This window comes from Amycolatopsis sp. DG1A-15b, assembly GCF_030285645.1.
GTDB lineage: Bacteria > Actinomycetota > Actinomycetes > Mycobacteriales > Pseudonocardiaceae > Amycolatopsis.
The window spans coordinates 2,140,913-2,156,699 of the sequence record NZ_CP127296.1; the positions used below are offsets into that span (position 1 = coordinate 2,140,913).

Below are 15,787 nucleotides of genomic sequence, written 5' to 3' on the forward strand. Positions count from 1 at the left end.
TGGACGAGGAGGCGTACACCGCCAGAGGTGTTCTACCGGCTCGCCCGTACGAGCGAGGTTTGTGCTTGCCCTGGTCACCGTGGGGTCACCCCTCGGCTCGTGGTGCCTGGCTGCGGGGCCGTCGGAGGGCCGGGACGGGGAGGAGACGGGCGACCTTCCGGTTCGTGACGGGGTTCGTCGGGGCGAGGTGCTGTCGATCTTGACTGTCCCGGAGAAGCGACACCAAAGCTCCGCCGAATGAACGTTTCCGGCGGCCCGGTTTCTGGCAAAGTGGCGGCATGGGGGATGACCTCGCCGTCGCCGTGGCCGCCGTCGTGCCGGCCGTCCGTGCCGTGATCCCGCCCGCGCCGGCCGCGGCGCTGGGGCGGCTGCGGCTCGAACCGGAACCCCGGCGGTTCCCGGACGCACCCGAGTCCGAGGTGCTGTGGTCGCTCCGGTCCCTGCCGTCGTGGGTGGTCGAGCGGGTGCACGGCGCGGTGGAGCTCACGGTGGCCGGGCTCGACGTTCCGGCGCCTTCGGTGACCGCCGCCCTGCGGCCGCCGCCGTCAGGGGCCTTCGGCTTCTTCGCTTCCGAAAGCGAAGCGGAAGCGGTGCGGGAGACGCGGTTGCTGCACCACGCCCGGCCCGGTCTCCTGGACCTGGTGGCGGATCTGACCGCCGGCCTGGTGGCCGAAGACCGGCTGTTGCCCACCGTCGAAGGCGGCGAAGCCGAAATCGCGGCCGCGCACGGCGCCGACCACCTCGCGATCGCCCTGGTGACCGCGACGATCGCCGCCCGCGAAGCCGGCCGGCCCGAAACCGCGGGCATCGTCGGGACGGCGCTCGGGGTGGCGGCGAACCTGCTGCGCGCACGACCGATGCCCGAGGGCTACGGAGCGGCGTTGCGGGAGAAGCAGCGTGCCGAGTACCGGCTGCCGCAGTCCGGGAGCACGTTCGTGACCGTCCGCGACCACGTCTTCGCGTTGACCGAGGGCGAGTTCCCGGCCTACGGCGGCTTCGCCGAAAACGGCCTCGCGGAAGCCGCCGAGGGTGGCGTGGTCGTCCGCACCGGCACGGAGAACGGCTCGGTGCAGGTCGGCGTCCGGGTGCTGGCCGAGCCGCCCGCCGCGGCGGACACCCTCGGCTGGGACGAGGTCGTCGACCTCGGCTGGCACGCGGAGCACGGTTCGGCGAGCGTGGGCGGGGGAGTGGCGTCACCGCCGTGGCCCGGCGACTACCGCGTCCGCGTGCACGCCTACGGCCGCGACGACCCGGAAACCGAAAGCTTCAGCCTCTGGGTCTGGGCGGCGCCGCCCGCGCCACCGGTGGTGCACGCCCGGGCCGACCGCCTCGGTCACCGCCTGCGCGGCGAGCCGGAGCCGCCGGTGGTGGACCGGCCCGAGGTGCGCTACCGCTGGATCGGGCGGTCCCGGCTGGCGGTGGCGGCGACGGTCACGGTGGTCACCGGCCTCCCGGCGGACGACGTCATCCGCGCGTTCGGCGCGGACCCCGGCCGGCCCGAGCCGCTGGAGGAGCTGCGCGAGGCGTACGCGGATCCGTGGCTGGCGGTACTGGATCTCGACGGCGTGGTGGTGGCGATCGAGGAAAACGGCTTCTCCGGCTCCCACTCGCCCGTGCTCACCGCAGCTTCGCGGGCCGGCCGGGCGGCGAGCATGTTCTGGAACGTCAACGGCATGACGCGCCTGTCCTTCGCCCGCGGCGGCGAGCTCGTGTCGGCGTTCGAGCCGGGGCTGGGCGAGCCGTCCGCGGACGAGGAAGTCACCGCGGCGCTGGCCGGCCTCGACCTGGAGAACTACCGCGACCGCACCGAGAAGGGCCTGGTCGCGGTCGAGCGGTTCACCGGACGGGGGCTCTACCCGGAAGACCTGGAGGACATCGACCGGCGCGGGGTGGCGTACCTGCTCAGCGACCCCGGTTGACCGCGCTGATGTCGTCCTGAAGCCGTTCGCGGACAGTCGAACGGGCGTCCCGCGGCGCGGGCGCCGTCGGCCGGGACGGCTCGCCCGCCGGGCCCGCCACCGGGAACACCTGGTGCTCCCCGGGCAGCGGGACACCGGGGCAGATGGTGGCCGCGGGTCGTCCGGCGCCGAGGAAGAAGCCGTTCACCAGATCGTCCACACAGGAATTCCCGCTGACGGCGTACTGGCCGTGGAACGGGGACTCCGCCACCGAGATCATCGGGATCCCGGCCGCCCGCGCCGCTGCCTCCGCCTGCTCGTAGCCGGTCTGCGGATCGAACTCGCCCTGGACGACCAGGATGTTCTTCGCGGCCCGCGGCGAGAGCGTCGGCAGCTCGTGCTGGGGCGCGTCGGACCAGAAGCCGCAGGCTTCGCTGAGGCCGTACGCCCAGCCGAACAGCGGGTAGGCCGGCCCCTGCAGGTCGCTGAGCAGCTTGTACCAGCTCGCGGTCCGGGTCGGCTGGTCGCCGCACGCCACGGCCAGCCGGGTACCCGGGACGTCGGCGTAGTCGGGCTCCGGCGGGTCCGCCGCCACGTCGGCGGCGGTCAGCCGGTCCGCCGGACGGCCGAAGACGGCGCGCGACGCCCGGTCGAGGTCGCTGCGCAACGTGGCGGGCGGTGGCGTGGTCTTGCCGTCGAGCGCCGCCGCGCCCTTGGTGAGGACCAGGGCGCCGGTCATCCACTGCCGGGTGCTGCCGTTGCCGACGAAGACCGAGTCGAAATCATCGGGCGGGATGCCCTTGGTCTTGAAGAAGGCCCGCAGTTTCTCCCACTTGGCCCGGACCTCCGTGCCGGTCTTGCCGAGCTGCTCCGGGAACCGGCGGGCCAGCCACGGCGCGTAGACGCGGTCGAACTGGCGCTGGTCGATCTTCGGGAACGCTTCGAACGCGGCCTGGAGGCGGCCTTCGAAGTTCACGCTGGAGTCGAGGACCATCTTCCCGGCGCGGTCCGGGAACAGCGAGGCGTACTTCGCCCCGAGCCAGGTGCCGTAGGAGAAGCCGAGGTAGTTCAGCTTCTCGTCGCCCAGCAGGGCGCGGATCAGGTCCATGTCGTGCGCGGTCTGCCAGGTGGTGACGAAGGGCGCGAGCGCGTCGTTCTGGCACGCCTCGGCCAGCACGCGCGGCGTCCGCTGGTGCAGCGCGATGCTGGCCGCCGAGCGGTCCCGCGCGTCGAGGTCGTCGGCGTCCTGGGGCAGCCGCGCCAGCGGCACCCGGCACACGTACCCCTCGTCCGTGCCGCCTTCCTGGCCGGTGCCCCGGGGGTCCATCCCGATGATGTCGTAGTGCTCGTTCACCGACGGTTCCAGCCCGGCCAGCGCGCCCGCGAGCGAAGTGCCGCGGCCACCGGGGCCGCCCGGGTTCACCAGGATCGCGCCTTGCCTGCTGCCGGTCGCGGCCGCCCGGCTGATCGCCACCTGCAGGTCGGTGCCGGCCGACGGCGCCGACCAGTCCCGCGGGACGGTGATGCGGGCGCACTCTGCCGTCCGGGTCTGGTTCCGCTGCTTGAACGGGCAGGCGCCCCAGGAAACCTGCTGGTCCCGGTACGGCGCGAGCGGGTCGGGCGTGGTCGCGGCGGCGGGCGCCGTGGCCGCCACCAGGACCGAGACGGCCACCGCCAGCCCTGCTCGGGACGTTCGCACCGCAGTTTCCTTCCTCGCGCACCGGCCGTGAAGATCCAATCACAGCCGGTGCCGACGAGGCAGCACGAAGAGCGTGGACCGCCCGATCCGGTGAACGCAGCGGGCAGCTCAGGTGCGGTACGGGCCGTGGTTGCCGAGATCGGGGGCCACGCGCGGGTGCGGGCCGTCCTGGCCGGGCACCGGGGTGACGGTGGGGCGCCACGCCGGGTCCGTCGCGGCCGGCTCGACGACGACCTCGGTGGCCGGCCGGACGTAGGTTTCGGTGACGCGGGGCTCGGTCTCGCGCTCCTGGAAGTGCTCTTCGACGATCCGGTCCTGACGGCGGCGGGCGAGGACGGCCAGCGTCAGCACGTGGGCCACGGCCATCAGCAGCAGGAAGATGCCGATCCGCCCGACCAGCGCGGCCGTCGAGCCCGACCACTGCGGGCCGACCACCGAGAGCAGGGCGAGCACGCCGAACGAGACGAGGTGGAAGACGGTCACCACCATCCACGCCATCGAGCCGGTTCCCTCCCCGCCGTCCGGCCCGCTGAGGTAGCGCCGGCCGCCGCGGTAGAGCACCTGGCCGTCGGCCACCACGATGACCAGGCCGATGATCAGGAATCCGGTGAGGTCGTTGTCGGGCATGCGTCTCCTCCTCGTTTCCGGCGGAGTACCCGGCCGGGCGGGGACCGGGCGCCGGTTCACCGGAACGAGCGACGGTCGGTCCGCTCACACCGGGGAATCAATCCCCGCCGCCGGACGTCTGAGGTCGTGTGAAGAAGATTGGCTTCCTCTCGTTCGGCCACTGGTCGGCGAGCGCGCACTCCGAGACCCGGTCGGCCGCCGACTTCCTGCACCAGTCGATCGACCTGGCGATCGCCGCCGAGGAGCTCGGCGTGGACGGCGCCTACTTCCGCGTGCACCACTTCGCGCGGCAGGCGGCGAGCCCGTTCCCGCTGCTGGCGGCGATCGGCGCGCGGACGTCGAAGATCGAGATCGGCACCGGCGTGATCGACATGCGCTACGAGAACCCGCTGTACATGATCGAGGACGCGGGGGCGGCCGACCTCATCTCCGGTGGCCGGCTGCAGCTCGGCATCAGCCGGGGATCCCCCGAACAGGTGATCGACGGCTGGCGGTACTTCGGGTACGCCCCCGGCGAGGGCGAGACGGACGCCGACATGGCCCGGCAGCACACCGAGGTGTTCCTGAAGCTCCTGGAAGGCGAAGGCTTCGCGCAGCCGAACCCGCGGCCGATGTTCGCCAACCCGCCGGGGCTGCTGCGGCTCGAGCCGCACTCGGCGGGCCTGCGCGACCGCATCTGGTGGGGCTCCGGTTCGAACGCGACGAGCGTGTGGGCGGCGAAGCTGGGCATGAACCTGCAGAGCTCCACGCTCAAGGACGACGAGACGGGCGAGCCGCTGCACGTCCAGCAGCGCAAGCAGATCGAGGCCTACCGCGAGGCGTGGACGGAAGCCGGCCACGAGCGGGAGCCGCGGGTTTCGGTCAGCCGCAGCATCTTCGCGCTGACGAACGACCAGGACCGCGCGTACTTCGGCGGCGACCGCCACTCGCGCGACCAGGTCGGCATGATCGACGAGAACACCCGGGCGATCTTCGGCCGGTCCTACGCCGGGGAGCCCGACGAGCTCGTGCGGCAGCTCAAGGAGGACGAGGCCGTCCAGGCCGCGGACACCCTGCTGCTCACCATCCCTAACCAGCTCGGCGTCGACTACAACGCGCACGTGCTGGAGAGCATCCTCACCCACGTGGCCCCGGAGCTGGGCTGGCGCTGAGGGAAGGCGGCCCGGTGGCGGCCGGGCCGCTCTTCGTCAGCCGTGGGTGACCTTCAGGCCGTAGAACGCGACCCTGGCGCCCTTCGTCGTGCTGCTCGAAGAGGACTGGTTGTACGAGCCGGCCTTGAAGTACTGCTTGTACGGCTTGAACGACGACGGGATGCCGTAGTGCGTGGTGCTCCCGTTGACCGTGAGGTCGATCGTGTTGCCGCCGGAGATGCCGATCGTGTAGGTCCACGTCTTGCCGACCGCGACGTGGCCGACGGTGTGGGACGTCTGGCCGCCGTCGGGGGAGTTCTCCGTGCCGAGCACGATGTCGCCGCTCGCCCGGTAGTACAGCTCCAGCAGCGGTTTCGTCGACGAGCCGCCGGTGCCGAGGTGCACCTGGCCGACGCACACGTTCGAAGTCACCGAAACCACGCGCAGCGTCGCGTTCAGCTTGTGCGACCCGCTCAGCGACCAGTTCGCGGCGGAGCCGTCGCGGTTCATCTCGCGCAGCTCCGACCGGGCGTAGTTCGAATTCGGCGTCGTGACGCCCTTCTCCGGCGCCCAGAAGGTCATCGCGCCGTCACGGGTGTCGGTGTAGAAGTAGCTGTCCTGGAAGCCGTTCGGGCCCTGCAGCCGGGACGACGAGATGGTCGTCGGACTGCCCGGCGAGCCGACCGGCTCCTGCAGCTGCCAGACCGAGAGGTCGAAGTTGCCACCCGGCGCCACGGACGGATCCGCCGCCAGAGCGGGTGACGCGGTCGCCGCGGCCAGGGCTGGGACCGCCAGGAGGACGAGCAAGGCACGCACACGCATCGTTGGGTGTCCTTTCGCGGTGGGGACACTGCACCATTCGTTCACGGACGTGAAATAAATGGTCTGGACAACCCGGCGGCGTGGAACTCACGGTAGGTCGGCCCTCACCCGATGTCAAGATCGCCGCGCACGCGAACGGGCCCGGCCGATCGCGAGGATCGGCCGGGCCCGTGCGGTGGTGGATCAGGCGAGGTCGAAGCGGTCGAGCTCCATGACCTTCGTCCACGCCGCGACGAAGTCGGCCACGAACTTCTCGCGGGCGTCTTCGCTGGCGTAGACCTCGGCCAGCGCCCGCAGCTGCGAGTTCGAGCCGAAGATCAGGTCGACCGCGGTGGCGGTCCACTTGAGCTCGTCCGTCGCGACGTCCCGGATCTCGTAGACGTTCTCGCCGGACTCCGCCGCCTTCCACCGGGTGCCCGGCGCGAGCAGGTTGGCGAAGAAGTCGTTGGTGAGCACGCCCGGCCGGTCGGTGAGGACACCGTGCGCGGCACCGCCGTGGTTGGTCCCGAGGGAGCGCAGGCCGCCGACGAGGACGGTCATCTCGGGTGCGGACAGGCCGAGCATGTAGGCGCGCTCGACGAGCAGCACCTCCGGCTGCAGCTTCTCGCCGGAGCGCAGGTAGTTGCGGAACCCGTCGGCGCGCGGCTCCATCACCTTGAACGCGTCGGTGTCGGTCTGCTCCTGCGAGGCGTCGGTGCGGCCCGGGTGGAACGGCACGGTCGTCTCGACGCCGGCGTCGCGCGCCGCCTTCTCGACGGCGGCCGAGCCGGCCAGCACGATCAGGTCGGCGAGCGAGATCTTCGCGCCGCCGTCCTCGTTGAACTCGCGCTGGATGCCCTCGAGGATCTCCAGGACCTTGCCGAGCTGCTCGGGCTGGTTGACCTCCCAGTTGCGCTGCGGCTCGAGCCGGATCCGGGCGCCGTTCGCGCCACCGCGCTTGTCGGTGGAGCGGAAGCTGGCGGCCGACGCCCACGCCGTGGAAACCAGTTCCGCGGTGGTGAGTCCCGAGTCGAGGACCTTCGCCTTGAGGGAGGCGATGTCGGCGTCGTCCACGAGGTCGCCCTCGACGGCCGGCACCGGGTCCTGCCACAGCTGCGGCTCGGCGACCCACGGGCCGAGGAACCGGCTGACCGGGCCCATGTCGCGGTGCAGCAGCTTGTACCAGGCCTTGGCGAAGGCCAGCGCGAACTCGTCCGGGTGCTCCAGGAACCGGCGCGAGATCGGGCCGTAGACCGGGTCGAAGCGCAGCGACAGGTCGGTCGTGAGCATCGTCGGCTTGTGCTTCTTGTTCGGGTCGTACGGGTCCGGGATGATCTCCGGCGCGTCCTTGGCGACGTACTGCTTGGCGCCGCCGGGGCTCGTGGTGAGTTCCCACTCGTAGCCGAACAGGATCTCGAAGAAGCGGTTGCTCCACTCGGTCGGCTTGTCGGTCCACGTCACCTCGAGGCCACTGGTGATCGTGTCCGGGCCCTTGCCGCTGCCGTGGGTGCTCAGCCAGCCGAGGCCCTGCGTCTCCAGGTTCGCGCCCTCGGGCTCCGGGCCCACGTGGTCGTCGGCCACGCCGGCGCCGTGGGTCTTGCCGAAGGTGTGGCCGCCGGCGATGAGGGCGACGGTTTCCTCGTCGTTCATCGCCATCCGGGCGAAGGTCTCGCGGATGAAGTGGGCCGCCGCCTCGAAGTCCGCGCTGCCGCGGGGGCCTTCGGGGTTGACGTAGATGAGGCCCATCTCGGTCGCGCCGACCTCGGGGGCCATCTCCGAGTCGCTGACGTAGCGCTCGTCGCCCAGCCAGTCGTCTTCCGGGCCCCAGATGATTTCCTCGGGCTCCCAGACGTCTTCGCGGCCGAAGCCGAAGCCGAAGGTCTTGAAGCCCATCGACTCCAGAGCGACGTTGCCGGCGAGGACGAGCAAGTCGGCCCACGAGATCTTCTGGCCGTACTTCTGCTTGACCGGCCACAGCAGGCGGCGTGCCTTGTCCAGGTTGGCGTTGTCGGGCCAGCTGTTGAGCGGGGCGAAGCGCTGGCTTCCGTCACCGGCGCCGCCGCGGCCGTCGTGGATGCGGTAGGTGCCCGCGGCGTGCCAGCTCATCCGGATCATCAGGCCGCCGTAGTGGCCGAAGTCGGCCGGCCACCAGTCCTGCGAGGTGGTGAGCACCTCGGTGATGTCCCGCTTGAGGGCCTCGACGTCGAGCTTCGCGAACTCCTTGGCGTAGCTGAAGTTCTCGCCGAGCGGGTTGCCCTTGGGGGAGTGCGCGTGCAGCACCGACAGGTCGAGCTGGTTGGGCCACCAGTCCTTGTTGGTGCGCGGACGTCCGCCCGTCTTCGGCTCCGGCGCGTCGATCGCCGGGTTCTCGCTCTCGCTGCCGTGCGAGGTCACCGAGTCGTGCGCGACCGGGCAACCGGCCGCCGCCTTCTTGTCCACGCCCTGCGCGCTGGACGGGGTGTCCTGGGTGGAGCTCATTTACTTCCTTCCGGGAGCGGCGAATCATTTCGGGGACGGTCGGCCGCGCAGCCGGGGCAGGTGCCCCAGTAGACGACCTCCGCCTGGTCGATCACGAAACCGTGATCGTCCGAAGCGGTGAGACAGGGGGTGTGGCCGACGGCGCAGTCGACATCGGCTATCGCCCCGCACGAACGGCACACGACGTGGTGGTGGTTGTCACCCACCCGGGCCTCGTAGCGGGCGTTCGCCCCGGCCGGCTGGATGCGCCGGATCAGCCCGGTGTCGGTGAGGGCCCGCAGCACGTCGTAGATCGTCTGGTGCGACACCGTCGGTTGCTCGGCGCGCACCAGGTCGATCACCGTTTCGGTGTCGACGTGGGGATGGTCGCGCAGCGCGGCCAGCACGGCCAGCCGGGGCCGGGTGACCCGCAGCGAGACCGCCCGCAGCTGTGCTTCGAAGTCCGACATCGCCGCCGACCCTAGGGGCTTTTCTGGAATGGGTCAAGTTATGGCCTCGCTCGTGTCGGCCGTCCGGGGTTCACGCTGAGTCAGCGGCACGGCTAGGCTCCCCGGCATGCCGGACACGCAGTACGAAGACCTCCTCCGCCACGTCCTCGACACGGGCACCCGCAAGGGCGACCGTACCGGCACGGGCACGCGGTCGATCTTCGGGCATCAGCTGCGGTACCGCCTGTCCGAGGGCTTTCCCCTGATCACCACGAAGAAAGTCCACTTCCGCTCGATCGCCTACGAGCTGCTGTGGTTCCTGCGCGGCGACGCGAACGTCTCGTGGCTGAGGGAACACGGCGTCACGATCTGGGACGAGTGGGCGGCCGACGACGGTGATCTGGGCCCCGTCTACGGCGTGCAGTGGCGCTCGTGGCCGACCCCGGACGGCGGACACGTCGACCAGATCGCCGAGGTCCTGCGCACGCTGCGTGAGAACCCCGACTCGCGGCGGATCATCGTGTCCGCGTGGAACGTCGCCGACATCCCGCGCATGGCGCTGCCGCCGTGCCACGCGTTCTTCCAGTTCCACGTCGCCGACGGCAAGCTGTCCTGCCAGCTGTACCAGCGCAGCGCGGACCTGTTCCTCGGCGTGCCGTTCAACATCGCGAGCTACGCGCTGCTGACGCACATGATCGCCGCCCAGGTCGGGCTCGGCGTCGGCGACTTCATCTGGACCGGCGGCGACTGCCACATCTACGACAACCACGTCGAGCAGGTCCGCACGCAGCTGGCCCGGTCGGCGCGGCCGTTCCCGACGCTGGGGCTGAAGCCGGCGGACAGCCTGTTCGAGTACACCTACGAGCACTTCTCGGTCGAGGGCTACGACCCGCACCCGGGCATCAAGGCGCCGGTGGCGGTGTGATCGGGCTGGTCTGGGCGCAGGCGGCGAACGGGGTCATCGGGCGGGACGGCGAGCTGCCGTGGCACCTGCCGGAGGACCTGCGGCACTTCAAGGCGCTGACGGCGGGGGCGGCGGTGGTGATGGGCCGCCGCACGTGGGCGTCGCTGCCGCCGCGGTTCCGGCCGCTGCCGGGGCGGCGCAACCTCGTGCTGTCGGGGACCCCGCAGGACGGCGCCGAGACGTTCGCGGACCTGCCGTCGGCGCTCGCCGCGGTGACCGGCGACCTGTGGGTGATCGGCGGCGCGGCGGTGTACCGGGCGGCGCTGCCGTTCGCGGACCGGGTCGTGGTCACGGAGATCCGCGAGTCCTTCGAGGGGGACACGTACGCGCCGGAGGTGGGGCGCCCGGCGGACTCCGCGGGGGAGTGGCTGGAGTCTTCGACCGGCCTGCACTACCGCTTCCTGACCTGGGGCTGAAGCCCGCTCCGCCGCCCGGGCCGTTGCGCTCTCCGGGGTCGGCGCTATACGGTTGGCTCGAACTAGAACACGTTACAGTTCTAACGGCCGGTCGTACCGAGGAGCGAGTATGGCGAAAAGGGCGGCGCGCGGCGACGAGGCCGACTACGTCGTCGTCGGGTCGGGGAGCTCGGGCGCGACGATCGCGGGACGGCTCGCCCAGGCCGGGGCCAGCGTGATCGTCCTCGAAGCCGGGAAGAGCGACGAGCAGCTGCTCATCAAGAAACCCGGGCTCGTCGGGCCGATGCACGCCGTGCCGCAGCTCAAGAAGCCACTCGACTGGGGCTTCTACGGCATTCCGCAGAAACATGTTCTCGATCGGCGGATGCCGGTGCCGCGCGGCCGGGTCGTCGGCGGCTCCAGCTCCATCAACGGCATGGTCTACGTCCGCGGCAACCGGGCCAACTTCGACTCCTGGGCCGCCGAGGGCAACACCGGCTGGGACGCCGACAGCGTCAACGCGGCCTACAAGCGCATGGAGGACTTCGAAGACGGCGAGAACGCCTTCCGCGGCGCGGGCGGCCCGATCCGGGTCACCCGCGCGAAGAACCCGCAGGAAGGCTCGCTGCAGTTCGTCGACGCCACCGCCGACGCGCTCGGCTGCAAGATCCTCGACGACTACAACGCCGAGTCCCAAGAAGGCGTCAGCCGGATGCAGCAGAACGCCGCCGACGGCCTGCGCTACAGCGCTTCGCGTGGCTACCTCCACAACCTCGCGTCCCCGACGCTGCAGCTGCAGTCCGGCGTGCTGGTCGAGAAGGTGCTGATCGAGAACGGCCGCGCCGTCGGCGTCGAGGTCGTCGACGGGCGCCGCCGGCGCACCATCCGCGCCGGCAAGGAGGTCATCCTCTCCGCCGGCGTCATCGGCTCGGCGCAGCTGCTCATGCTGTCCGGCATCGGCCACGCCGAACACCTCAGGGAACACGGCATCGCCGTCGTCGCCGACCTGCCCGTCGGCGACAACATGCACGACCACATGTTCCACGCCCTGACCTTCCACGTGACCACCAGCAAGAACAAGGGCACGGCGCCGTACTTCGCCCGCGGGCTGGCCCGGGAGCTGCTGCGCCCCGGCACGACGTTCCTGGCGAACTCGGTCTTCGAGGCGGTCGCCTTCCTGCGGACCTCGCAGGCCGGCGCGATCCCCGACCTGCAGTTACACCTGCTGCCGTGGGCGTACGTGTCACCCAACCAGGACGCGCCGATCCGGCACGACGTCGACAAGCGCCCCGCGCTCACCGTGCTGACGACGCTCATCTACCCGAAGAGCCGCGGCACGCTGCGGCTCGCCTCCGCCGATCCCGGCGCGGCACCGGTCATCGACTTCCGGTACCTGTCCGACCCGGCCGACCTCGAGCTGCTCGGCGAAGGCTCGGAGATGGTGCGCGAGATCTTCGCGTCCAAGGCGTTCAAGGGCGCGGTCAAGGAGGAGATCCACCCGGGCAAGGACCTCACAGGCCACGAACTGCGCGACGCGATCCTCAACCGCGCGACGTCGGTCTACCACGGCGTCGGCACCTGCCGGATGGGCGTCGACGAGCTCGCCGTCGTCGGCCCCGACCTGCGCGTGCGCGGCGTCGAGGGCCTGCGGGTCTGCGACGCTTCGATCATGCCGTCGATCACCGGCGGCAACACCAACGCGCCCTGCATCATGATCGGGGAAATGGGCGCCCAGCTCGTCCTCGGGAGCCGGTCATGACCCTCACACCGCTCGGACTCACCCGCCCCGCGTCGGTCACCGACGCCTTCCTGCAGCAGCTCGTGGCCCGGGTGCCCGGCTCGTCCGGCGCGACCTGGAAGCTCACCGAGGTCTACACCGGCGACGTGCTCGCCGAGCTGCCGCAGTCGACGACCGACGACATCGAGCGGGCGTTCGCCGTGGCGCGCGAGGCCCAGCGGAAGTGGGCGGCCACACCGGTCAAGCAGCGGCTGGCGGTGTTCCGGCGGGCGCACGCGCTGTTCGTCGAGCACGCGCGGACCGTCGCCGACCTCATCCAGGTCGAGAGCGGCAAGAACCGGCGGATGGCGATCGAGGAGACCTGCGACCCGCCGATGGTGATGAGCCACTACCTGAAGCGGGCGGCTCGCTTGCTCGCGCCGACCAAACGCGGCGGGCCGGTCCCGCTGCTCACGACGTCGACCGAGGTCCGGCTGCCCAAGGGGGTCGTCGGGATCATCGCGCCGTGGAACTTCCCGTTCGCCACCGGCGTTTCCGACGCCGTGCCGGCGTTGATGGCCGGCAACGCGGTGGTGCTGAAACCCGACAACAAGACCGCGCTGTCGCCGCTCTACGGCGTCCGGCTGCTGGAGCAAGCGGGCCTGCCGGAGGGGCTGTTCCAGGTGGTGTGCGGCGAGGGCCCGGACGTCGGCCCCACGCTGATCGACCACGCCGACTACGTGATGTTCACCGGTTCGACGGCGACCGGCCGGGTGATCGGCGAGCGGGCGGGCCGCAACCTCATCGGCTGCTGCCTCGAACTCGGCGGCAAGAACCCGATGATCGTGCTGCCGGACGCCGATCTTCCGGAGGCCGTCCAGGGCGCGATCTTCGGCGCGTTCGGCAACACCGGCCAGATCTGCATGCACATCGAGCGGATCTACCTGCCGGAATCCCGGTACGAGGAGTTCAAGACGGCGTTCGTGGCGGCGGCTTCGGCCCTCGACGTCCGCGCGGCGTACGACTTCGGACCCGACATGGGCTCGCTGGTCTCGGTCGACCACATGCGCCGCGTCAAGTCCCATGTGGACGACGCAGTCGCCAAGGGTGCCACCGTGTTGTGCGGCGGCAAGCCCCGCCCCGACCTCGGCCCGGCGTTCTTCGAGCCGACGATCCTCGAGGGCGTCACCCCGGACATGCTCTGCGGTGTCACGGAGACGTTCGGACCGGTGGTGGCGCTGCACAAGTACCGCACGGTCGACGAAGCGGTGGCGCTGGCCAACGACACGGACTACGGCCTGAACGCCTCGGTCTGGAGCACCGACGTCACCGCGGCGCGCGCGGTGGCGGCCCGGATCGAGTCCGGCAACGTGAACGTGAACGACGTCCTCGCGACCGCGTACGCGGCGAAGGGAACGCCGTCGGGCGGGGTGAAGAACTCCGGCGTCGGCGCCCGGCACGGCGATCAGGGGCTGCTGAAGTACACGGACGTGCAGAACCTGGCCGTGCTGAAGAAGCAGGTGATGGGACCGCGGCCGGGGCAGGGGTACGAGAAGTACGTCGAGAGCATGCTTTCCGGGCTGAAGCTGATGCGGAAGCTGCGGATCCGGTAGCGGCCGGGCTTCGGTAGGTTCACCGGAATGGCTGAGATCGACGTGACCTACGACGAAACCGTGGATGCGGCTTACCTCCGGCTCCTCGAACCCGGAATCCCGCTGGTCGCCGCCCGGACGTACCCCTGCGATCCGGCCGCGGTGTGCGGCATGATCAATCTCGACCTCGACGAGCAGGGCCGGCTGGTCGGGATCGAAGTGCTGGGGGCGCGGAACAAGCTCCCGCCATCCGTCCTCGACGCGGCGAGGCCGATCTAGAGCCTGTATCTACACGATCGTCATAGCCCGACTTCGTGGGGATCTTCGCGCCCGCGCCTACGTCGACCGACGCATCTGTGAAGGCAAGACCCGGCGCGAAGCGTTCCGCTGTCTCAAACGCTACGTCGCACGCGAACTCTACGAACTGATCGCTCGAACACCACGCCACAGCCCGCAATCGACCACTTGACATCGATAGGGGCATCAAGCTCGCCGTCCTCATCGCCGCCATCAACGAATGGCTCTGACCCAGTTCGATACACGCCCTGGCGCGTGGCCCGATGAACCTCGGCGAAGGAGTTCATCGGGCTCGGCTCAGCCGTCCACCAGCAGCCCCCGCAACGGCCCCTGCAGCCGGGCCGCGCGGCGCGAGGCCCCCGGCAGCAGCACCAGCCGGTGGGTCCGCTGCTCACCGCGGCGTTCCCGCTCGGCCTGCTCTTCGGCCAGCGGCCGCCACAGGTTGTCCACGATGTCGGCGGGGTCTCTCTCTTCCAGCTCCGAAACCGGACGCCCCAGGTGCTCGGCCCACAACCGCAACCGGGCGGTCCGGGCCACTTCGGGGTCGTCGGTCGCGATGTTGACTTCCGTGTCGTTGAACAGCGAATGCTCGTTCAGGTTCGCCGAGCCCACCGTCAGCCATTCGTCGTCGACGATGCCGAGCTTCGCGTGCACGTACACCGGGGCCGACGAGTCGTCGTCGTGCGCGCTGATCGTCGTCGCCAGCAGGCGGTGGTGGCCGTCGTCCGCGTCCAGCAGCCGGCCCAGCTGGCCGCGCGTGGTGTCCGAACCGTTGCTCGGCTTGCGCGGCAGCAGGAGGACGACGCGGAACTCCTCGGCCGGTGGGTTCCGCAGCTTGTCGAGCAGCACTTCGGCGATCTCCGGCGACCACAGGAACTGGTTCTCCAGGTAGACCAGCCGCCGCGCCGAGCGCAGGGCGCGCAGGTAGCCGTCGAGGATCGTGAACTCGCCCTTGGGCAGGAAGTCGTACGTGTCGTTCGGGACCGTCTTCTGCAGCTGGACGCGGCTGGTGCCGGCCGGCTCCGGGACCGCCGGTTCGGGCAGGGTCTCGCCCGCCACCTCGGTCCACCGCCGGCGGAAGTGGTCGGCGACATCGGCGACGATCGGGCCCTCCAGCCGGGACATCAGGTCGTGCCAGCCGATCGGCCGCGGCGGGTGGTCCGGGCTGTCGTGCCGGTCACCCTCCAGCGCGGTGAGGTCCACCCCGCCGACGAAGGCGACGGCGTCGTCGACGATCACCAGCTTCTCGTGGTGGCAGTGCAGGGTCCGTTCGCGGGCGTCCAGCACGCAGCGCACGTCGGTGCCCTCGGTGAACTTCCGCCGTTCGGACCGCGCCAGCTTCCGCGACGGCTGGAACGCGGGAAAGGGCGGCCCCGCCCACAGCAGGACGCGGACTTCGACCCCCCGTGCGGCGGTCTCGGCCAGCAGTTCACGCAGGGTGGGCGAACCGGGCTCCCGCGTCAGCCGGAAGTCGGCGCTGGCGTGCCAGTTGGCGATGTGCACGTGGGACTTCGCCTGCCGGATGGCCTCGGCAACGGCCGGCAGCGACTCTTCGCCGTCGATCAGCACCTCGACGCGGTTGCCGTCGCGCACCGGAGCCCGGCCGCCGAGCGGGTCATCGGCCCCGCCGGGTTCGAGAACGGCACCCCAGCCGAGCCCGCGCAGCCGCCGCCGGTGGTGGGCACACAGAACGCGCTCGAGCCCGTCGCCCACCCGCTCGTCCACCTTGTCCAGGAAAGACTGAAACGTCGTCACCCGCCA

General features: G+C 70.9%; 13 protein-coding genes. 7 read left to right on the forward strand and 6 right to left on the reverse strand.

The features are described from left to right. The first annotated feature begins 278 nt into the window (after positions 1 to 278). Positions 279 to 1,919 (forward strand): DUF6461 domain-containing protein, encoded by a 1,641-nt coding sequence (locus QRY02_RS09720; RefSeq protein WP_285991173.1) that lies wholly within the window; start codon positions 279 to 281, stop codon positions 1,917 to 1,919. On the opposite strand, the gene QRY02_RS09725 is transcribed toward QRY02_RS09720, so the two are convergent. Continuing rightward, complete coding sequence (locus QRY02_RS09725) at positions 1,903 to 3,570, reverse strand: alpha/beta fold hydrolase (RefSeq protein ID WP_502874246.1); 1,668 nt, start codon at positions 3,568 to 3,570, stop codon at positions 1,903 to 1,905. The two genes, QRY02_RS09720 and QRY02_RS09725, sit on opposite strands and share 17 nt — an antisense overlap. A 135-nt stretch (positions 3,571 to 3,705) precedes the next feature. Then, complete coding sequence (locus tag QRY02_RS09730) at positions 3,706 to 4,224, reverse strand: hypothetical protein (protein WP_285991175.1); 519 nt, start codon at positions 4,222 to 4,224, stop codon at positions 3,706 to 3,708. A gap of 128 nt (positions 4,225 to 4,352) precedes the next feature. Between QRY02_RS09730 and QRY02_RS09735 the strand changes: the two genes are divergently transcribed. Further along, positions 4,353 to 5,375 (forward strand): LLM class flavin-dependent oxidoreductase, encoded by a 1,023-nt coding sequence (locus QRY02_RS09735; protein ID WP_285991176.1) that lies wholly within the window; start codon positions 4,353 to 4,355, stop codon positions 5,373 to 5,375. A 36-nt stretch (positions 5,376 to 5,411) separates the two neighbouring features. Here QRY02_RS09735 and QRY02_RS09740 read toward each other — a convergent pair whose 3' ends face one another. From QRY02_RS09740 to QRY02_RS09750, 3 genes are all read right to left on the reverse strand, one after another. Beyond that, positions 5,412 to 6,176: a polysaccharide lyase family 7 protein gene (locus QRY02_RS09740; RefSeq protein ID WP_285991177.1), complete on the reverse strand. Its 765-nt coding sequence runs from the start codon at positions 6,174 to 6,176 to the stop codon at positions 5,412 to 5,414. 183 nt (positions 6,177 to 6,359) lie between these two features. Further along, positions 6,360 to 8,633 carry a catalase/peroxidase HPI gene (katG, locus tag QRY02_RS09745; RefSeq protein ID WP_285991178.1) on the reverse strand — a complete coding sequence of 758 codons (2,274 nt, stop codon included), beginning with the start codon at positions 8,631 to 8,633 and terminating at the stop codon, positions 6,360 to 6,362. Beyond that, a complete protein-coding gene (locus QRY02_RS09750) occupies positions 8,630 to 9,082 on the reverse strand; it encodes a Fur family transcriptional regulator (RefSeq protein ID WP_285991179.1) in 453 nt (150 codons plus the stop codon). The genes katG and QRY02_RS09750 overlap by 4 nt, the downstream gene beginning before the upstream one ends. A 106-nt stretch (positions 9,083 to 9,188) precedes the next feature. On the opposite strand from QRY02_RS09750, the gene QRY02_RS09755 reads away from it, so the two are divergent. The 5 genes from QRY02_RS09755 (at position 9,189) to QRY02_RS09775 (ending at position 14,008) form a co-directional block, all read left to right on the forward strand. Next, a complete protein-coding gene (locus QRY02_RS09755; protein WP_285991180.1) occupies positions 9,189 to 9,986 on the forward strand; it encodes a thymidylate synthase in 798 nt (265 codons plus the stop codon). After that, entirely contained in the window at positions 9,983 to 10,441 is a 459-nt protein-coding gene (locus QRY02_RS09760) for a dihydrofolate reductase (RefSeq protein ID WP_285991181.1), read from the forward strand. The genes QRY02_RS09755 and QRY02_RS09760 overlap by 4 nt, the downstream gene beginning before the upstream one ends. A 109-nt stretch (positions 10,442 to 10,550) precedes the next feature. Beyond that, complete coding sequence (locus QRY02_RS09765; protein WP_285991182.1) at positions 10,551 to 12,179, forward strand: GMC family oxidoreductase; 1,629 nt, start codon at positions 10,551 to 10,553, stop codon at positions 12,177 to 12,179. Next, positions 12,176 to 13,750, forward strand: a complete 1,575-nt coding sequence (locus QRY02_RS09770; protein WP_285991183.1) for a succinic semialdehyde dehydrogenase — start codon at positions 12,176 to 12,178, stop codon at positions 13,748 to 13,750. The genes QRY02_RS09765 and QRY02_RS09770 overlap by 4 nt, the downstream gene beginning before the upstream one ends. Positions 13,751 to 13,777: 27 nt before the next feature. Continuing rightward, positions 13,778 to 14,008, forward strand: coding sequence for a DUF2283 domain-containing protein (locus QRY02_RS09775; RefSeq protein ID WP_285991184.1), 231 nt, complete (start codon positions 13,778 to 13,780; stop codon positions 14,006 to 14,008). Between the two features lie 315 nt (positions 14,009 to 14,323). Here QRY02_RS09775 and QRY02_RS09780 read toward each other — a convergent pair whose 3' ends face one another. Beyond that, the gene (locus tag QRY02_RS09780) at positions 14,324 to 15,781 is read right to left on the reverse strand and encodes a phospholipase D-like domain-containing protein (RefSeq protein ID WP_285991185.1); all 1,458 of its coding nucleotides are present in this window, start codon (positions 15,779 to 15,781) and stop codon (positions 14,324 to 14,326) included. Positions 15,782 to 15,787: the final 6 nt, after the last annotated feature.

Excerpts from the sequence above, each read along its gene's own strand:
- QRY02_RS09720 (WP_285991173.1), top strand. The coding sequence starts at position 279 with ATGGGGGATGACCTCGCCGTCGCCGTGGCCGCCGTCGTGCCGGCCGTC.
- QRY02_RS09730 (WP_285991175.1), bottom strand. The coding sequence starts at position 4,224 with ATGCCCGACAACGACCTCACCGGATTCCTGATCATCGGCCTGGTCATC.
- QRY02_RS09740 (WP_285991177.1), bottom strand. The coding sequence starts at position 6,176 with ATGCGTGTGCGTGCCTTGCTCGTCCTCCTGGCGGTCCCAGCCCTGGCC.
- katG (WP_285991178.1), bottom strand. The coding sequence starts at position 8,633 with ATGAGCTCCACCCAGGACACCCCGTCCAGCGCGCAGGGCGTGGACAAG.
- QRY02_RS09750 (WP_285991179.1), bottom strand. The coding sequence starts at position 9,082 with ATGTCGGACTTCGAAGCACAGCTGCGGGCGGTCTCGCTGCGGGTCACC.
- QRY02_RS09755 (WP_285991180.1), top strand. The coding sequence starts at position 9,189 with ATGCCGGACACGCAGTACGAAGACCTCCTCCGCCACGTCCTCGACACG.
- QRY02_RS09765 (WP_285991182.1), top strand. The coding sequence starts at position 10,551 with ATGGCGAAAAGGGCGGCGCGCGGCGACGAGGCCGACTACGTCGTCGTC.
- QRY02_RS09770 (WP_285991183.1), top strand. The coding sequence starts at position 12,176 with ATGACCCTCACACCGCTCGGACTCACCCGCCCCGCGTCGGTCACCGAC.
- QRY02_RS09775 (WP_285991184.1), top strand. The coding sequence starts at position 13,778 with ATGGCTGAGATCGACGTGACCTACGACGAAACCGTGGATGCGGCTTAC.